This window comes from Elusimicrobiota bacterium (genome assembly GCA_016180815.1).
GTDB lineage: Bacteria > Elusimicrobiota > Elusimicrobia > JACQPE01 > JACQPE01 > JACPAN01.
Genome location: JACPAN010000005.1, coordinates 85,680 through 101,242 on the forward strand (window position 1 = coordinate 85,680; position 15,563 = coordinate 101,242).

The 15,563-nt window shown below is 52.5% G+C and carries 14 protein-coding genes and 1 tRNA gene; 13 read left to right on the forward strand and 2 right to left on the reverse strand.

The genetic code is table 11. From position 1 onward, the window contains the following. The first annotated feature begins 252 nt into the window (after window positions 1-252). The 13 genes from HYT79_02090 (at window position 253) to HYT79_02150 (ending at window position 12,937) form a co-directional block, all read left to right on the forward strand. Entirely contained in the window at window positions 253-3,411 is a 3,159-nt protein-coding gene (locus HYT79_02090) for an efflux RND transporter permease subunit (GenBank protein ID MBI2069367.1), read from the forward strand. After that, complete coding sequence (locus HYT79_02095) at window positions 3,408-3,854, forward strand: hypothetical protein (protein ID MBI2069368.1); 447 nt, start codon at window positions 3,408-3,410, stop codon at window positions 3,852-3,854. The genes HYT79_02090 and HYT79_02095 overlap by 4 nt, the downstream gene beginning before the upstream one ends. 7 nt (window positions 3,855-3,861) lie before the next feature. Then, complete coding sequence (locus tag HYT79_02100; GenBank protein ID MBI2069369.1) at window positions 3,862-5,151, forward strand: TolC family protein; 1,290 nt, start codon at window positions 3,862-3,864, stop codon at window positions 5,149-5,151. 72 nt (window positions 5,152-5,223) lie between these two features. Beyond that, window positions 5,224-5,976, forward strand: coding sequence for an ABC transporter ATP-binding protein (locus HYT79_02105; protein ID MBI2069370.1), 753 nt, complete (start codon window positions 5,224-5,226; stop codon window positions 5,974-5,976). A 2-nt stretch (window positions 5,977-5,978) separates the two neighbouring features. Further along, window positions 5,979-7,658 carry a hypothetical protein gene (locus HYT79_02110; protein MBI2069371.1) on the forward strand — a complete coding sequence of 560 codons (1,680 nt, stop codon included), beginning with the start codon at window positions 5,979-5,981 and terminating at the stop codon, window positions 7,656-7,658. A 28-nt stretch (window positions 7,659-7,686) separates the two neighbouring features. Then, a tRNA-Leu gene (locus tag HYT79_02115) sits at window positions 7,687-7,771 on the forward strand. A 25-nt stretch (window positions 7,772-7,796) separates the two neighbouring features. Further along, window positions 7,797-8,459, forward strand: coding sequence for an HAD-IA family hydrolase (locus HYT79_02120; protein ID MBI2069372.1), 663 nt, complete (start codon window positions 7,797-7,799; stop codon window positions 8,457-8,459). A gap of 220 nt (window positions 8,460-8,679) precedes the next feature. Continuing rightward, window positions 8,680-9,222, forward strand: a complete 543-nt coding sequence (locus HYT79_02125) for a peptidylprolyl isomerase (GenBank protein ID MBI2069373.1) — start codon at window positions 8,680-8,682, stop codon at window positions 9,220-9,222. A 30-nt stretch (window positions 9,223-9,252) separates the two neighbouring features. Beyond that, window positions 9,253-9,993: a deoxynucleoside kinase gene (locus HYT79_02130; GenBank protein ID MBI2069374.1), complete on the forward strand. Its 741-nt coding sequence runs from the start codon at window positions 9,253-9,255 to the stop codon at window positions 9,991-9,993. Beyond that, window positions 9,983-10,726, forward strand: a complete 744-nt coding sequence (locus tag HYT79_02135; protein ID MBI2069375.1) for a laccase domain-containing protein — start codon at window positions 9,983-9,985, stop codon at window positions 10,724-10,726. Before HYT79_02130 ends, HYT79_02135 begins: the two co-directional genes overlap by 11 nt. A gap of 30 nt (window positions 10,727-10,756) precedes the next feature. Then, window positions 10,757-11,551 (forward strand): uroporphyrinogen-III synthase, encoded by a 795-nt coding sequence (locus tag HYT79_02140; GenBank protein ID MBI2069376.1) that lies wholly within the window; start codon window positions 10,757-10,759, stop codon window positions 11,549-11,551. Next, window positions 11,521-12,366 (forward strand): inositol monophosphatase, encoded by an 846-nt coding sequence (locus HYT79_02145; GenBank protein MBI2069377.1) that lies wholly within the window; start codon window positions 11,521-11,523, stop codon window positions 12,364-12,366. The genes HYT79_02140 and HYT79_02145 overlap by 31 nt, the downstream gene beginning before the upstream one ends. Then, window positions 12,359-12,937, forward strand: a complete 579-nt coding sequence (locus tag HYT79_02150) for a hypothetical protein (GenBank protein ID MBI2069378.1) — start codon at window positions 12,359-12,361, stop codon at window positions 12,935-12,937. Before HYT79_02145 ends, HYT79_02150 begins: the two co-directional genes overlap by 8 nt. Here HYT79_02150 and HYT79_02155 read toward each other — a convergent pair. Further along, on the reverse strand, window positions 12,861-14,642 hold the full coding sequence (locus HYT79_02155) for a DUF885 domain-containing protein (protein MBI2069379.1): 1,782 nt from the start codon (window positions 14,640-14,642) through the stop codon (window positions 12,861-12,863). The two genes, HYT79_02150 and HYT79_02155, sit on opposite strands and share 77 nt — an antisense overlap. Before the next feature lie 43 nt (window positions 14,643-14,685). Then, on the reverse strand, window positions 14,686-15,552 hold the full coding sequence (locus HYT79_02160) for a hypothetical protein (protein ID MBI2069380.1): 867 nt from the start codon (window positions 15,550-15,552) through the stop codon (window positions 14,686-14,688). Between the last annotated feature and the right edge of the window lie 11 nt (window positions 15,553-15,563).

The window sequence follows — 15,563 nt, forward strand, 5'->3', positions numbered from 1 at the left end:
TTTTTTCTTAATAGAAAAAATCCGGTTCAACATAGCGTCAGGTTAGGGGGGATCGGTCCACCTGATAACCGACACGCTTTTCTTTTAGACTCGCCGCCGACCGGACGGGCGCCTCCAGCCTAAACCTTCGGGCAGAGTTTCTCTGTCTTAAAGCACCATTCAAGTCAGTTTGCCGTTGTCGTTCGCGCGCCGGCATCGTTTCAGGGTGCATGCTGATGCAATCTTAAAAGATGTCTGACGATAGGAGTAAAAATGCTTAACGCTATCATTCGACTTTCTCTCAACAATAGGCGTGCCGTGCTGCTTGCGGCCGCAGCCGTTCTTTTTTATGGAGCTTGGGTCGCCAAAAATCTTCCCGTGGACGTTTTCCCCGACTTAAACCGTCCGACGGTCACGGTTCTAACCGAGGCGCATGGATTGGCTCCTGAGGAGGTTGAAACCCTGGTCACGCTTCCCATCGAGTCCGTCTTAAACGGAACTCCCGGGGTAACCAGGATTCGATCCTCATCCGGCATCGGCATCTCCATCGTCTACGTCGAGTTCGAATGGGGAACCGACATTTACCGCAACCGGCAGTTTGTTTCAGAAAGGCTCCAGCTTTTAGCCGGGCGGTTGCCTGAGGAAATGGCCCCGGTCATGGGGCCCGTGAGTTCGATTATGGGAGAAATTCAGTTTGCAGGACTCACCAGCCCTCAGGGCACGGTTTCGAACATGGAACTACGCTCGCTCGCGGATTGGCTGGTGCGGCCTAGGCTCATGACCATTCAAGGCATCAGCCAGGTGGTTGTCATGGGAGGCCAAGTCAAACAGTACCAAATACTCGTCTCCAGCGAAAAATTGCAGCAAAAAGGCGTTTCGCTTGAAGACTTAAAGCATGCCTTATCAGAGATCAGCGAGAACACGACAGGAGGATTTATTGATGTAGATGGCAAGGAGTTTCTGATTCGGCCTTTGGGACGGGTGGAAACGATTGAAGATATTGAAAACTCGGCCATCGGCCTACATTTAGGCCGGCCGGTCAGAGTTAAAGACGTGGCTGAGGTGAAGCTGGGTCCCAAGACAAAGCGCGGAGAGGCCTCCGTCAACGCCAAGCACGCGGTGGTCATGACCATCCAGAAACAGCCGGGCGCTGACACCATCAAGCTTACCGGGGCTATTGACGCCGAGCTTGCCGAGCTTCAAAACACCCTTCCCAAGGACGTGCGTATCGAAGGCGATCTTTTCAAGCAATCTAGATTCATTGAAGCCGCGATTTCCAACGTTGAGGAAGCGTTGTGCGATGGAGCCATTATGGTGGCCATCATTCTTTTTCTTTTTCTCATGAATGTAAGAACTACGGCCATTACGTTGGTCACTATTCCGCTTTCGCTTTTGGGAACCGCGATCGCCTTCAAGCTGATGGGCTTGGGCATCAACACCATGACCTTGGGAGGCTTGGCTGTCGCTATCGGCGAACTGGTGGATGACGCCATTGTTGACGTGGAAAACGTGTTTCGCAGGCTGCGCGAGGCCCGCGCTGCAGGACAAAAAAATTTGCTCCAGGTCATATTCTCGGCTTCATCCGAGGTTCGCAACTCAATTGTTTACTCCACCGTCATCGTTGTTTTGGTTTTTCTGCCTCTTTTCGCTTTGGGCGGTATTGAGGGGCGGCTTTTTGCGCCTTTAGGCGCGGCCTATATCGTGTCTTTGGCCATTTCTTTGATTGTTTCTTTGACGGTAACCCCGGTTCTCTGTTCTTACCTTCTGCCCAAAGCCAAGGCCACAGCCCGCCATCAAGACGGCTCTCTTGTGCGGTTTTTGAAAGGCATGGACCGGCGCATCCTGGAGAGGACAATTCATCACCCCTACCTGGCGTTGGCCGGCTGCGGCGCTCTTTTGACCGGAGCTTTGGCGCTTCTGCCTTGGATGGGCCGGGAGTTTCTACCCGCGTTTAATGAGGGGACAGCCACGATCGGCGTGGCTGCCGCTCCGGGAATATCTCTAGCCGCCTCGGATGAATTAGGCATAAGAATCGAGCAAGCCATGCTTTCCGTTCCCGAAGTCAAATCCACGGTGCGCCGCACCGGACGGGCCGAGATGGACGAACATGCGGAAGGCGTGCACTGGAGCGAGATTGACGTGGATTTTAAGGAAAAAGGCCGGCCTCGATCCGTAGTTCTTCAAGAAATCCGGGAGAAGGTGGAGAAAACAGGCGACGTTTATGTCAATGTGGGCCAGCCCATCAGCCATCGTCTCGATCACCTCTTATCCGGCGTGCGCGCCCAGATTGCGGTCAAAATTTTCGGTCCGGACCTCTCGGAGCTAAGACGACTGGGAGCCCAGGTCGAAAACGTATTGAAGGAAATACCCGGTATCGTGGATTTACAGCTTGAGCCTTTGGTGCTCATTCCTCAGCTTAAAATCGCTATAGACCGCGAGGAGTCTAGCCGCTATGGACTGAGACCCGGAACCTTGGCCGAGGATTTGGAGATGGCCTTAAACGGTGAAGCCGTGGGCTCGGTGATAGAAAAACAAAAACTGTTTGACATATTCATGCGGCTTGATGATCAATCAAGATCAGACCCTGAAGGCATTAAAAAAGCCCTTGTTAAGACTTTGCCTACGGGCGACAAGATTAGGGTAAGCGACGTGGCTGAGGTGTATCAAGGCAGCGGCCCTAATATGATCAACCGGGAAAATATGCAAAGGCGCATCGTGGTTTCGGCCAACGCAAAGGGAAGAGATTTAGGAAGCTTGATTGAGGAGATTCGGACCAAAATCACCGGTCGCGTCGAAATCCCGCGTGGGTACTTTATCGCCTACGGCGGTCAGTTCGAGAGCCAGCAAAAAGCATCGACAATGCTTCTCTTTTTGGGCGCGGCGTCGTTGGCTGCGATTTTTTTCGTGTTGTTCATCCATTTCCATTCCGTGCCGCTTACCCTTCAAATTATGCTCAATGTGCCCCTGGCTTTAATTGGAAGCATTGCGGCCATCTATTTGACCGACGGGATTCTCTCCGTGGCCACTTTGGTCGCTTTCATTACCTTATGTGGGATCGCCTCCAGAAACGGGATTATGATGATCAGCCACTACATTCATTTAATGAAAGAAGAAGGGGAAGCCTTCAGTGAAAAAATGGTCATCCGTGGATCGCTTGAGCGTCTTGTTCCGGTCTTGATGACCGCCCTTTCGGCCGCGCTCGCCTTGATTCCGCTCCTTCTCTCCAAAGGCCAGCCCGGCAAAGAAATTCTTTATCCGGTGGCCGTGGTCATCGTAGGAGGGCTTTTTTCCTCAACGCTTTTAGACATTATCGTTACCCCGGCCGTGTTCTACCGTTTCGGCAAAGCTTCGGCCGAGAGGCTGATCCATGCCATTAAGGTTAAGGAACAAGCCGTAATTCAAAATCAGGACGAGGAGGAGAATAAAAAATGAAACGACGAATGATGAGTTGGATGTTGCCGTTGGCTCTCGCGGCCATCGTGTTCGCCCATGACGAAGGACACGGTCCTAAGCTCAGCGACATGCCCAAACAGGGAGGCGTCCTGGCCCCGGTCATCGACGCCAAGGAAGCCAATAAGGGGGCCAAAGCAACCCTTGTCTATAAGGCCGAGCTTCTGCGATCCGAGGACGGCGCCGTGCGGGTCTATCTCTACGACAAGGACATGAAACCTTTGGACCTGTCAAAATTAAACAATAAAGCCAAAGGCATCGTAGAGGTTTTTAAAAAAGGGAAGGCCACAAAAACTTCGTTTGAATTGACCTTGAAGGACGGAGCCTTTGTCGGTACCCCAGCCAAACCAGCCAAGAAGCCCTACAACATTGACATTACATTGACAGAAAGGACGTTCCTGGCCGCCTTTGATAACTTGGACTAAGCCTGCCATGAAAGTTTACGTCGCTTTCTTGGCGGTTTTAGCGGCGACTGGGCCAGCGCTGGCCCAGTCGCCTGCCCCGGCTGGGGCAGGCGTGGGTGGATCCGAAATTGTGGAACTCAATTTTGAGGATCTGTCCCGGCTGATCCAAGGTAAAAATGAAAACATACGCGGGGCCAACCTTCTAGCCGAGTCCGCGCAAGCACGGCGCGGACATTTGCCGCGTTCTTATTGGCCTCAAATCAAAGCCGAAGGCGGTAGCGAACGATTCCAAACGGGACGCTACGCTACGGCGACACAGCCTTACGGATCAGCGGAAGCCCGGATCAATATTTATCAGGGCGGCAAGGATGCTCTGGAGGAGAAGGGGCGCGAAAGTCAAAGCCGGATAGCCGGCGCCGAGGCAAAAAAGGTTTTTTCTGCCGAGCTTCTGGAGGCAAGAAAACTCTATTGGATGATTGTCTGCGTTCGCGAAATGGTCCGCATTTTGGAATCCGCGCTTGAGCAAAACGAAAGGAACCTTAAGGCCGCTCAAAGGCGCATCCAAAGCGGGCTTGCCGCTGAGACGGATCGCTTGGAGTTTGAAATTCATCGCACTCAGCTTAAAGAGGAGATTGCCTCATTAAATCACGAGGCCCAGTTAATCCAGATAAGCCTGGCTCCTCTGCTGGGCCTAGACATCACGACGCGCTTTACGACTCCGGAAAATATTCCTCACGGCCATGACGATGATCTGCTGGCCGCATCCATTGAGGTCAAAGAGAATCCTTTGGTTGAGACTTTAAGCGCCAAAAGCGTTCTCATCGAGACCCAGAGCCTTCAGGCCCAACGCTGGTGGATGCCTTCTCTTGATCTCTACGGCGCCTATCAGCTCTACACCCTCAGAGACCGGGATTATCTGACTCAAACCCTTCGGGATGACAGGGTAGTCGGCGTCAATCTGCGCATGTTTCTCTTTGACGGGTTCCGGTCAAGGGCTGACGCCAGATCATTCTCCCTCGCGCAGAAAGGATTTGAGCTTCAGAGGGCGCAAGCAGCCCTCACCATCGAAGCCCAGGTGAAAAGAGCCAAAGAAGAGATGCGGCATCTTCATGAGTTGATCCACAATGGCGAAAATCTCATTGAACAATCCAGTAAATACTTGGCCGGCATTCTTGACGAATACAGGCGGGGCGTTAAGAATTCGCTTGATGTGCTTGGGGCCTCGCAGAAGTATTTGGGATTCCAGAGGCAGTATGCCCAGCGCAGGCGAGATTATCAGGTCGCCAGGAGTTTGTTGTTTTCCCTTATCGGTCAGTAATAATTTTTGTGGTGGTGGAATCCCTCGATCTCTGATAATCTTGTAAGAGCTGGGGGGAGGGGGGAAATATTTTTGATTGAAATTCAAAAAGTCAGCAAAAGCTACGGCGGCGTTGAAGCGCTGAACAATTTATCCCTGAGCGTCCGGGAGGGGGAGATCGTGGCGCTCTTGGGGCCCAACGGCGCGGGCAAGACGACGACGGTCAAGCTTTTATGCGGGCTCCTGGCGCCGGATCAGGGGATCATCCGCATCAACGGATTGGATATTCAAAAAAATCCGAAGGAAGCCAAGAGGCAAATCGGCTTGATCCCGGATGAGCCTTATCTCTATCCCAAGCTCACGGCCTGGGAGTATCTGGAATTGATCGCGGGCATGTACAGCTTGAACGGGCATTGGGCCCAGGAAGCCCAGAAGTACCTTGAGTTGTTTAATTTGGCTCGCGCCGCCCATGCCCAGGGCCTTCTGGAGAGTTTTTCCCACGGCATGAAGCAGAAAGTGATTTTTACGAGCATCCTGATGCGTTCGCCCAAGGTTTGGGTGTTGGATGAGCCTTTGGTGGGCCTCGATCCCAAGTCCATCCGTTTGGTCAAGGAATTGCTGTTGGAACGCGTGCGCCAAGGCGCGGCCATTTTTTTGTCTACCCATGTTCTCTCCATCGCCGAGCAGATCGCGCACCGTGTCGGCATCATCAACACCGGGAATCTTGAATTCATGGGCACCAAAAAAGAGCTTGAGGATTATCTTCGTTCCAGAAAAATCAATCTTTCCTCCGGCGAAAATCTCGAAGAGTTGTTCCTGAAAGCGACGCTCGACAAAGAAGGCTGAATATGGACGCGCTGACCGTTGCGCGCCTGAAAATGTTGAAAAATTGGGCCCGTCAGGTCAGGGCCAACCGCTGGGAATTTTTTAAAGTCGTCTCCATCGTCTTGTTCGGCCTTTTGCTCATCGGCTGCCTGCATTGGTGGTTTTACCGGGCGCTCGTTTTCGTCGACAATGTGCCGGCCATCGGGCATTTGTTGATGAAAAAGCTTTTTGAAATCGCTTTTCTTTCTTCGTTTTCGCTCATCGCGCTCTCCGCCATGGTCACCAGTCTGGCCACGCATTTCGGCTCAAGCGATTTGCCGCTGTTATTGTCGTTTCCCATTCATCAACGCCGGGTGTTCTTCCAAAAGGCGTTCGAAGCCATGATTCACGCCAGCTGGATGATTACGCTGGTCCTTCTCCCTTTTCTTATGGTGTTGGTCAAAATCAAGGAACTTGATTACGGGTTTTTGGTCCTGGCGTTCGTTTTATTTTTTCCTTTTTCGATCAGCGCCTCTTCCATCGGCATCGCCTTGTCTTCGCTGTTCGTGGCGGTTTTCCCCAGAAGGAAGCTGACCGAGCTCTTGAGCGTTCTCGGAGTTTTGGTTTTCGTGTTTCTTTATTCAGGGATTCGTTTAACGTTGCCCCAGCGTCTGATCCGCCCGGATCAGATGGAGGATGTATTCCAATATATTCTTTATCTCCAGGCTCCGGCCGGGTCGTTCTTGCCGTCGCGATGGTTCGTCGAAGCCATGGGCGCTTATATGGCCGGGGATTGGAATCGTCTGGTTTTCTCAGCAGGGATTCTCTTCGCGTTCGGCGCCCTGAGCCTGGCGCTGCTGGCTTTTTTGGGGACCAAGGTGCTGACCTTGGCTAAATGGAGCCAAGTTTTGGAGGGGGGGCACGACTCCATTTCTGAAGAATCCGGCGCCGCCGACGGCCCGCCGCCGTTGTCCGGCGCCAAAACCTTGGGACGATTGCTGCTGTTAAAAGAGATTCGGTTTTTTTTGCGCGATTCTCAACGATTTTCCAACGTTTCCTTCATCCTTGCGGTGTGCGCGATTTATCTTGTTTCCATTTACCGGCTGCCCATGGACACGCCGCAGCTAAAGAATTTCGTTTCATTCATCAATTTGGCGCTGGGGCTGTTCATTATCGGAGCCATTTCGTTGAGGTTTTGTTTTCCGCAGCCGAGCCTGGAGCTTTACTATGCCTGGATTATCAAAGCCAGCCCCATGGGTTCTCGAGAACTGTTGGGTTCGAAACTTATTTTCAATCTTGTTTTTTTAAACGTCATCGGCGCCGTTTTGGTTTGTGTGTCACCGTGGCTGCTGGGGACGGATATGCGGTTGATTCCGATTTATTTAGCCGCTTCGTTTCTGACATCCTGCGTGATGTCCGTATTGTCTTTGGCCGTAGGCTCCGCGTTCCCCAAAACGCGTTTTGAGAACATCATCCAAATAGAGACATCATTCGGCGGGTTTCTTTACGCTGTGTTCATTCTGGGCTTCATGGTCATCACCTTATCAGTCTTTGCCATGCCGATCAGGTTCTTTTTCCAAGTGCGCTATATGAATTATGCGATGGGTTACTACGAATGGGTCTGGCTCGGCGTTTTGCTGGGCGGGCATGCCCTTTTTTCCGCCGTTATTTGCGCGGTCTCCTGGTTCGCAGCCCGGCGTTCCTGGGAGCGCTACGCCCCATAGTTCAAAGAGTTAAAATAATCTCCTATTCGCCGGCGTGGCGGAACTGGCAGACGCGCACGACTCAAAATCGTGTGGTGCTTGGCACCGTGTGGGTTCAATTCCCTCCGCCGGCAAACTGTTTTTAGATAATTTGACATAATGCCCGCATCCCTGATGGTCAAGAATATTATTTTCGATTTCGACGGCGTTCTAGCCGACAGCCTGGATTCCGTGATCGAGCTTTTAAACAATTACGGTTCCGAATACGGCCTGCCGCGGCTGTCACGTTCAGACGTCAGAAATACGGGATTAACCGGCCTGATTCAGAAATCCAAGATTTCGACGTTCCGGCTGCCGTTTTTTGTCCGTAAAATGCGCAACGGGTTAAGTGAAATGATCGGGCGCATCCCCATTCACGGCGGCATGGCCGATACCATTCGGGAGCTTCGGAAAAATTTCAATTTGGGTATTCTGACCTCGAATTCATCGGACAATGTCAGCACGTTCTTAAAGCTGCACGATCTCGGCCAATATTTTTCTTATGTTTTTTCCTCCAATTCGTTCTTCGCCAAGAACGAATCGGCACAGGAACTTTTATCTGGAAAAGGCTTGAAGAAAACGGAATCCGTTTACGTGGGCGATGAAGTCCGCGATATCGTGGCGATGAAAAAAATCGGGTTGCCCATCGTGGCCGTGGGCTGGGGTTACGATGGGGATCATCTGTTGAAACCGCTGAAGCCGGAGTTTTTTGCGACGACACCGTCTGAATTTTTGTCGTTGGCCGCCGGCTGGCGCGTCAACGGCGCGAAGTTGCCCTGGTAAAATTAGAAATTATTATGTGCGCGTGCTAGAATAGCCGCGTTACTTGCGTTAGATTGGGGAGGTGCTTGCGATGAGGGGAACGCGGATGTTAATCCTGACGGCCTTGGCTTTGACGGTCATCGCCGGCCAAAGCCAAGCTCAAAAATCAGATTCCAAAAAAGCGCTCGGCGCGCCCAAAAAAGCCGAGGCTAAAAAATCAAAAACAAAAAAGGAGCCCGGCATGTACGTTATTTTTGAAACGAATTTAGGCAAAATCACCTGTCGGCTTTTCGACGATAAAACGCCCAAAACCGTGGCCAATTTTACGGGTTTGGCCGAGGGAACCAAGGAATGGACCGATCCTAAATCAGGGCAGAAAACAAAGAAAAAGCTTTATGACGGATCGGTTTTTCATCGTGTCATTCCGGATTTCATGATTCAAGGCGGCGATCCTCTGGGCAACGGAACCGGAGGCCCCGGCTATAAATTCGAGGATGAATTCGACCCGTCGTTGAAGTTTGACCGCCCCGGCCTTTTAGCTATGGCGAATTCGGGTCCCAATACCAACGGCAGTCAATTTTTCATTACGGTCAAGCCCACGCTGTGGCTGACAAACCGGCATACGATTTTTGGCGAAGTAACGGACGGCCAGAATATCGTCGAAGCGATCACGCTGGTCGATCGCGATGAGCGCGACCGGCCTAGAACGCCGGTGATCATGAAAAAAGTGACGATTGAGCGCGTCAAGGCTCCGGCTAAAAACAAAGCCGGCGCGAAAAAGTAAGCGAGCAAAAATCAACATCAGGGGGTAATCATGTTTGCAGAAGGGTACATCGGGATCGCCGGCATTATCGGCGTTGGGAAATCGACATTGACCGTGGATTTGGCTCAGGCTTTGGGCTTTGATCCTATTTTGGAAGAAGTGGGAGGCAATCCCTATCTAGAACGTTTTTACGGTGACATGAAATCTTATGCCGCCATGATGCAGATTTGGCTTTTGAATCATCGGTTCCGCCAGCATAAGGAATTCGTCTCGCGCATCAGCCTGGGCAAAATCCGGGGCGTGGTTCAGGATAGAACGATTTGGGAAGACACAATTTTCGCCCGCATGCTCAACGATCACTCTGAAAAGTTCATTTCCGATTTGAATTACGCGACGTATTTAGACCTTTTCGATAATATGGTTCTTCACGAATTGGTCTATCCGCAACTGCTGATTTATCTTGATTGCAGACCGGAAACAGCCATCAAGCGAATCGACGTGCGCGGCCGGGTGATGGAGAAGACAATCACCATCGAATACTTGACGGCGTTGAGGGACAATTACCTTCAATTTCTAGATGAGATGGAAGACGCGGGCGTGCGCATTCTAAGGCTTGATTGGGAACGCTTTATCCCCACGTCCGAGGTTGTGCGCTTGGTGCATGAGTTGAGCCTAAAGCCGTCTAATTTTACGAAATGGGTCCGTCCGTTGAGGGCTAGGGCCGAAGCATTCGCCCTTGAGACCCCTGCGTCGAGAAAACCCGAGGGGGCGCTGGCTGGGATTGCCGCTTAAGAACGCAATCCGTTTCCAATCCTGGCCTGTTGATCAGGCCGGATCTTTTGTTCGCAACCCGGAATTTTTATCGCCCCATCCTCGCCTTGGGCTTTTTGTCACCACGCTTGCGGCCGGAAATATGCAGGAAGAGGCTGCTCGTGTTCGTTTCCTGAGAAAACTCGATTTTGACGCGAAGCATTTGGCGGTCAGTTACCAGGTGCATGGGAAGGAAATTCATGTCGTCAGGAAGATCGAGGATGTGCCCTTAAACCGCGCCGACGGCATCGACGGGTGGGTCGCGGGCCGCGTTCAAGGGGTTTCGTTGGGCGTTTTCATCGCGGATTGCCTGCCCATTTTTTTGATGCATCGAGAGGAGCCGATGGGAGCCTTGATCCATGCCGGTTGGCGCGGGCTTAAGGCGGGCATCGTGGAGGAGGCCTTTCGTGCCCTGACGGCTGAATTTCATTTGGAAGCCGGAGAAATTGTGGCGGCCATCGGCCCGCATGTGCGCTCCTGCTGTTATCAAGTTGGGGACGATGTGGCCGGGCAATTTCCGGAATCTTGGGGCCTCAAAAAAGAAAGCGGCTGTTATCTTGATTTGGGAAAAGGCGCTGCGGATAAACTGCTGGCCTGCGGCCTTGAGGAAGTCTTGGTTTCCACGGATTGCACTAAATGTGCCGAGAACCCTTTATTTTTTTCCAAACGCCGCGGTTTAAAGGGCGCTCAAATGGCGCTTTTGGCTTTTTCTTAAGCGTCATCCCGGCTGTATACTGTATGTCTTATGCGGCCTTCAACAAGCAAACCATTGGCCTGTCAAACCGTGCTTTTGCTCAGAGACAAGCTGGGTCCGGAGAAAAATCGATTAAAGAAATTAGGCGCATGCGTTGTTCATGCGCCTCTGTTGATTAAAAAAGACAACGGCGCTGCCGGGAGCCATCATCCGGCGGCCGGCGGCCGGCCAGGGTTTGATTGGGTGATTTTTACCAGCGCCACGGGAGTTGTCGCCGCTCTGCGCCGTTTAAATCTTTCGCCCGTGGTTCGCTCGGCGCGTTTGGCTTGCGTGGGCCCGGCGACCGCAGCCGCCACCAGGCGCATGTTCGGCTTCAAGCCGGCCTTCCTGCCCAGCGCTTATACCACGCAGTGTCTGGCTCAAGAACTCCCGGTTAAAAAGAATCAACGCGTGCTCCTGATTCGTTCGGAAAACGCGGATCATTCAATGGATCGATTGCTCCAGAGACGCGGCGCCCGTGTTGTGCGCCTGTCGCCCTACCGGCTTGAATACCGCCCGTTTGCGCCTGGAATCCTGACTCTTTTGCGTTCGGGTAAATTAGACTATGTTCTTTTCGGCTCCCGCAGCCAAGCCCAGGCATTTCGAAAGGGGTTATCCAGCAACTGGAGGCCCGTTCGGAGGCGTTTGTTAAAAGAGGAGATGACGGCTTTGGCCATCGGGCCTGAGACGGCCCGCGCGCTTTCGGGGCTGGGCATTCCCTATCAGCAGGCCCAAACCCATACCTTCGACGGTTTGATTGATTTGATGATTGAGCTATGCGCGAAAAAGAACTCAAACAACGTTTGAAATTTCTCATCGACGCGGCTTTGTCCGGCGGGGATTTGCTGCGGCGTTACTTTGGAAAAATCACCGTCGCCCAAGCAAGCTATAAAAAAGGCGATCCCATCAACTTGGTAAGCGTTGCGGATCATGAGTCCCAACATTTGATTGTCGGAAAAATCCGCAAAGCCTTCCCCGGGGAAGCTATTTTGGCTGAAGAGGGGGATTTAAGCCGCGGTGACATGGCTTTTAAAAAAGGGCCGCTATGGGTGCTTGATCCATTGGATGGAACAGTCAATTTTCTTCACGGCTTTCCTTGTTTTGCCGTGAGTTTTGCTTTTTGCATGGACGGACGGCCGCTTGTGGGCGCTGTTTATGCCCCGGCCCAGAACGAGTTGTTTTGGGCTCAACAAGGTTCGGGGGCTTATCTGAGCGCCGGCAAAGCCCCGGCTTCAGGGCGGCGGCTTAAAGTGACCAAGGCTGCGCGCCTTGACAACGCGCTGATGGTCACGGGATTCGGCTATGACCGGCGGGAAAGGGCGGATTTTTATTTGAAGTATTACCGATCCTTTTTGAGAATCGTTCATGATGTGCGCCGAACCGGCGCCGCCGCGGTTGATTTGGCCTGGCTGGCGGCCGGACGCTCGGACGGGTTTTGGGAATGGAGCCTTTCGCCCTGGGATGTTGCGGCCGGCTTGTTGCTGATCGAGGAAGCCGGCGGGCGCATGACTCATTTTGACGGGACTCAATATTCGATTTTTAGAAGCGAGGAGACGCTCGCAACGAACGGGCTGATCCATGACGAGTGCCTTAACGTCGTCGGGAGCGTGCCGCGTGGATAGTTTATCCCACGGCCTCTACGGCATGATTTGTTTCGGCCGGACCCGGCGCTCGAAAAGTTTGGCCGCGGCTTTTGCTTTTGGGGCGCTGCCGGATCTTTTGCCCATCGCCGCATTTTTGATTTTACGCTGGAATGTTTTCGAGGAATGGGCCGTTTTTCAAATGGCCACCGACGGGTTTTCACTCGGGGATTTTGAAACGGTCCCAACCGGCCGTTTGTTTTGGCCGACGCACAGCTTGGTGGTTTGGGCCGGTTTATTCGCCGGGGCTTGGGCTTTGCTTCGCCGGGTTCCGTGGGAATTGGGCGCGTGGGCGCTTCATATTGTGATGGATATCCCGACCCATCCCCCGCATCCCTTCCCCGTGGCCTATTGTTGGCCGTTTGAGGCGCCGTTTTTTCCTTGGGGATTCTTTTGGTCGCGGCCTGGATTTTTAATCGTCAACGCCAGCGTCTTGGCGGCGCTTTGTTGGTTTAAATTTTGCCGGCGAGACAGGGTCAGCCCCGGGCGCGTTCCTGGACCCAGCGTTCGATCAATTCCCGAGTCGTCGGCAGCGGGATCGAGCCGTTTTTAAGCAGAACGTCGTGGAATTCCCTTAAGTCGAATTTTTCGCCGAGTTTAGTTTTGGCATAAGCCCTCAGCGATTCGATTTCCATTTGGCCCACTTTATAGGCCAGCGCTTGTCCGGGCCAGATGATATAGCGATCCACCTCGTTGATGATTTCTTCCTCGCTCAACGGCGCGTTGGTCTTCATGAATTCAATGGCTTTCTCACGGCTCCAGCCCATGGCATGAATGCCCGTATCCACGACCAGGCGGCAGGCGCGCCAGGCCTGGTACGTCAGCATGCCGAATCGGCTCATGGGATCAGGATAAAACCCCATTTCCTCAGCTAATCGCTCGGAGTAAAGCCCCCAGCCTTCGGTGAAGGCCGTGAAATCACGCTGGCGGCGGAATTCCGGCAATTCCTTGGCTTCCAGAGCCGTGGCGATTTGAAGATGATGCCCGGGCACGGCTTCATGGGCGGCCAAAGCCGCCATGGTATAGCGCGTGCGCGAGGGGGGATTATAGGTATTGATGTAATAAATGCCCGGACGTTTGCCGTCTTGATCCGGTTGATAGTAAAAAGCGGCAACCGCGTCTTTTTCTCGGTAGTCCTCGATGGGCAGCACGTCGCAGTAAATTTGGGGGAGGCTTAAAAAGAATTTCGGCAGTTGTTGGTAGGCCGCTTCCACGTTTTTTTTAGCCGAAGCCACAATTTCATCCCTGGTCGAAAAAAAGTTTTTTGGATCGGAGCGTGCGCGCGCCATAAACGCGGCCAATTCGCCTTTATGCCCTAATTTAGCGGCCACGGCCTGCATTTCCTGTTGGATTTTTTTGAGCTCTTCCAAGCCCACGGCATGAAGTTTCTCGGCGGTATAGTCGGTGGTTGTGTGAAAGCGGATCAGAAACCGGTAAGCCTCCTTGCCGTTGGGCAGGCTGGAAAGACCGACGGCCTGGGCGCGGCTTTGCGGCAGGTAATCATCTTTCAAAAATTGGACCAAACGTTCTAGAGCCGGATAAACCTGGGTGGAGATGGCCGCCATGGCCGTCTCCTCGTAGGATTCGGCCAGTTCTTTGGGCAGGGTTTTCACTTTGTCGCCGAAAGGAGACGCGTGCGGGGCTTTCAATGTCATGGCCTGGGTTTGCTTGATCACGCGCTCGACGGCCAAACGAGCGGCTGCACGCTTTTGGGTCAATCCTTCTTTTAAATTGGCGATATATTGATCGATATAAATGGGAAACGTCTGAAAACGATCGAGGAGATTTTTGGCGTCCGACTCCGTAGCCAGCGGCGTGAAATTCATCAATTGTGCGAACCATGTTTGCGGCCCGTACATGTGATCGATATTCCATTGATGAAAGTTGTGTTTGAGGTGTCCGGCATCGAATTCCAGAAGTTGAGCCAGAATGCTTCGAGTGACTTTGTCCTTTTCCGAAAGCAGCGAAGCATCGATGGCAGTCAGGCGTTGGGCGAAGGCGTCGAGTTCGGCTAGCTGCATTTTGCGGTTTTCAGCGGATAAATCGTCGAGGCGATTGTTATAACGGTGCTCCCCGATAAACGTCGCGTAGGTGGGGTTGTTTTTCAAATAGGCTTGCCAGTAGTCATTCGTCAATTGCGTGAGGGATTTTTCCGTTTCTTGTGCCGTGACGACGGAGAGGGCGGCCGTTTTTTGGGCAAGAGCGGTCAAGGGATTCAGAATCAAGGAGCAAATAAAAAACAGATTGAATAATTTCATGGAAGTATCTTAGAAATAAACAGGGGTATCTCCAAAGAATTTTTTAAAAGTCGAATATTTTTTTAACGGTAGCTTCAACGGTAAAGAGGCCGGAATCAGATTTTTTGTCCAGCGTGGAGTAGATTTCAGAACCCCAAACCATCTGGGCAAGGTAGGGCAGGTATTGGGTTAATTCGGCTTGGGAAGCCCGAAAAGCCGCCAGGCGGCGAAAAAGCGTGCCTCCTTTTTTCTTGCGGGCCATCTCATCATAAAATTTGACCGCCGGGGCGTATTTTGGCTGCTCGCCGAATTCTGCGCCATAGGACTGAGGATAAATAAAGAATCGTCCGGCATGGGGCGAATAGTAGTCGCCGGTCTTGTGGCGCCGGACAAGACCCGCCTCGGTCAACGCGTCAAGGGCTTTTTGAATTTTTTTAGAAGCAAACCCCAATAATTTGGCCAATGCCGGAACGCTCCAGGAATTTTTGTCATTGGAAAAAATTTCAAAAACCCAGTGATTGGCCGGAGTTGCTTTGATAATTTTCGCTTGGCGTTGACTTAAATTATAACGCTTGGGCTCAACGGCTCGCTGCATGGCCGCTTGAAGGGGATGGCGTTGACGGCTGGTTCCACTGGTCGTCAACAGCGGCGCCAGCAAGTATTGGAACGCGTCGCGGCCCCATGCGGAGCTGATATAGGCCAGGGTAAATTCGCCAAGGGCATTCTGGTCGCTGCGCAAAAAGAGCATTCGCGCGAGCATTAAAAGGGTACGCGGGCGCGGGAGGGATTTTTCCGTTTCAAAATTAAGGTATTCATTGTAGGTAAATCCAAAAATTTCATAGCCGCCGTTGCTGCGGTAGAACCCAGCCGCTGTTTTAAATCCGGCCGCTTTTCGTAGTCGCGCTAAGACCTCCCCGAATTTTTCTTGCATGCTGCCTTAAG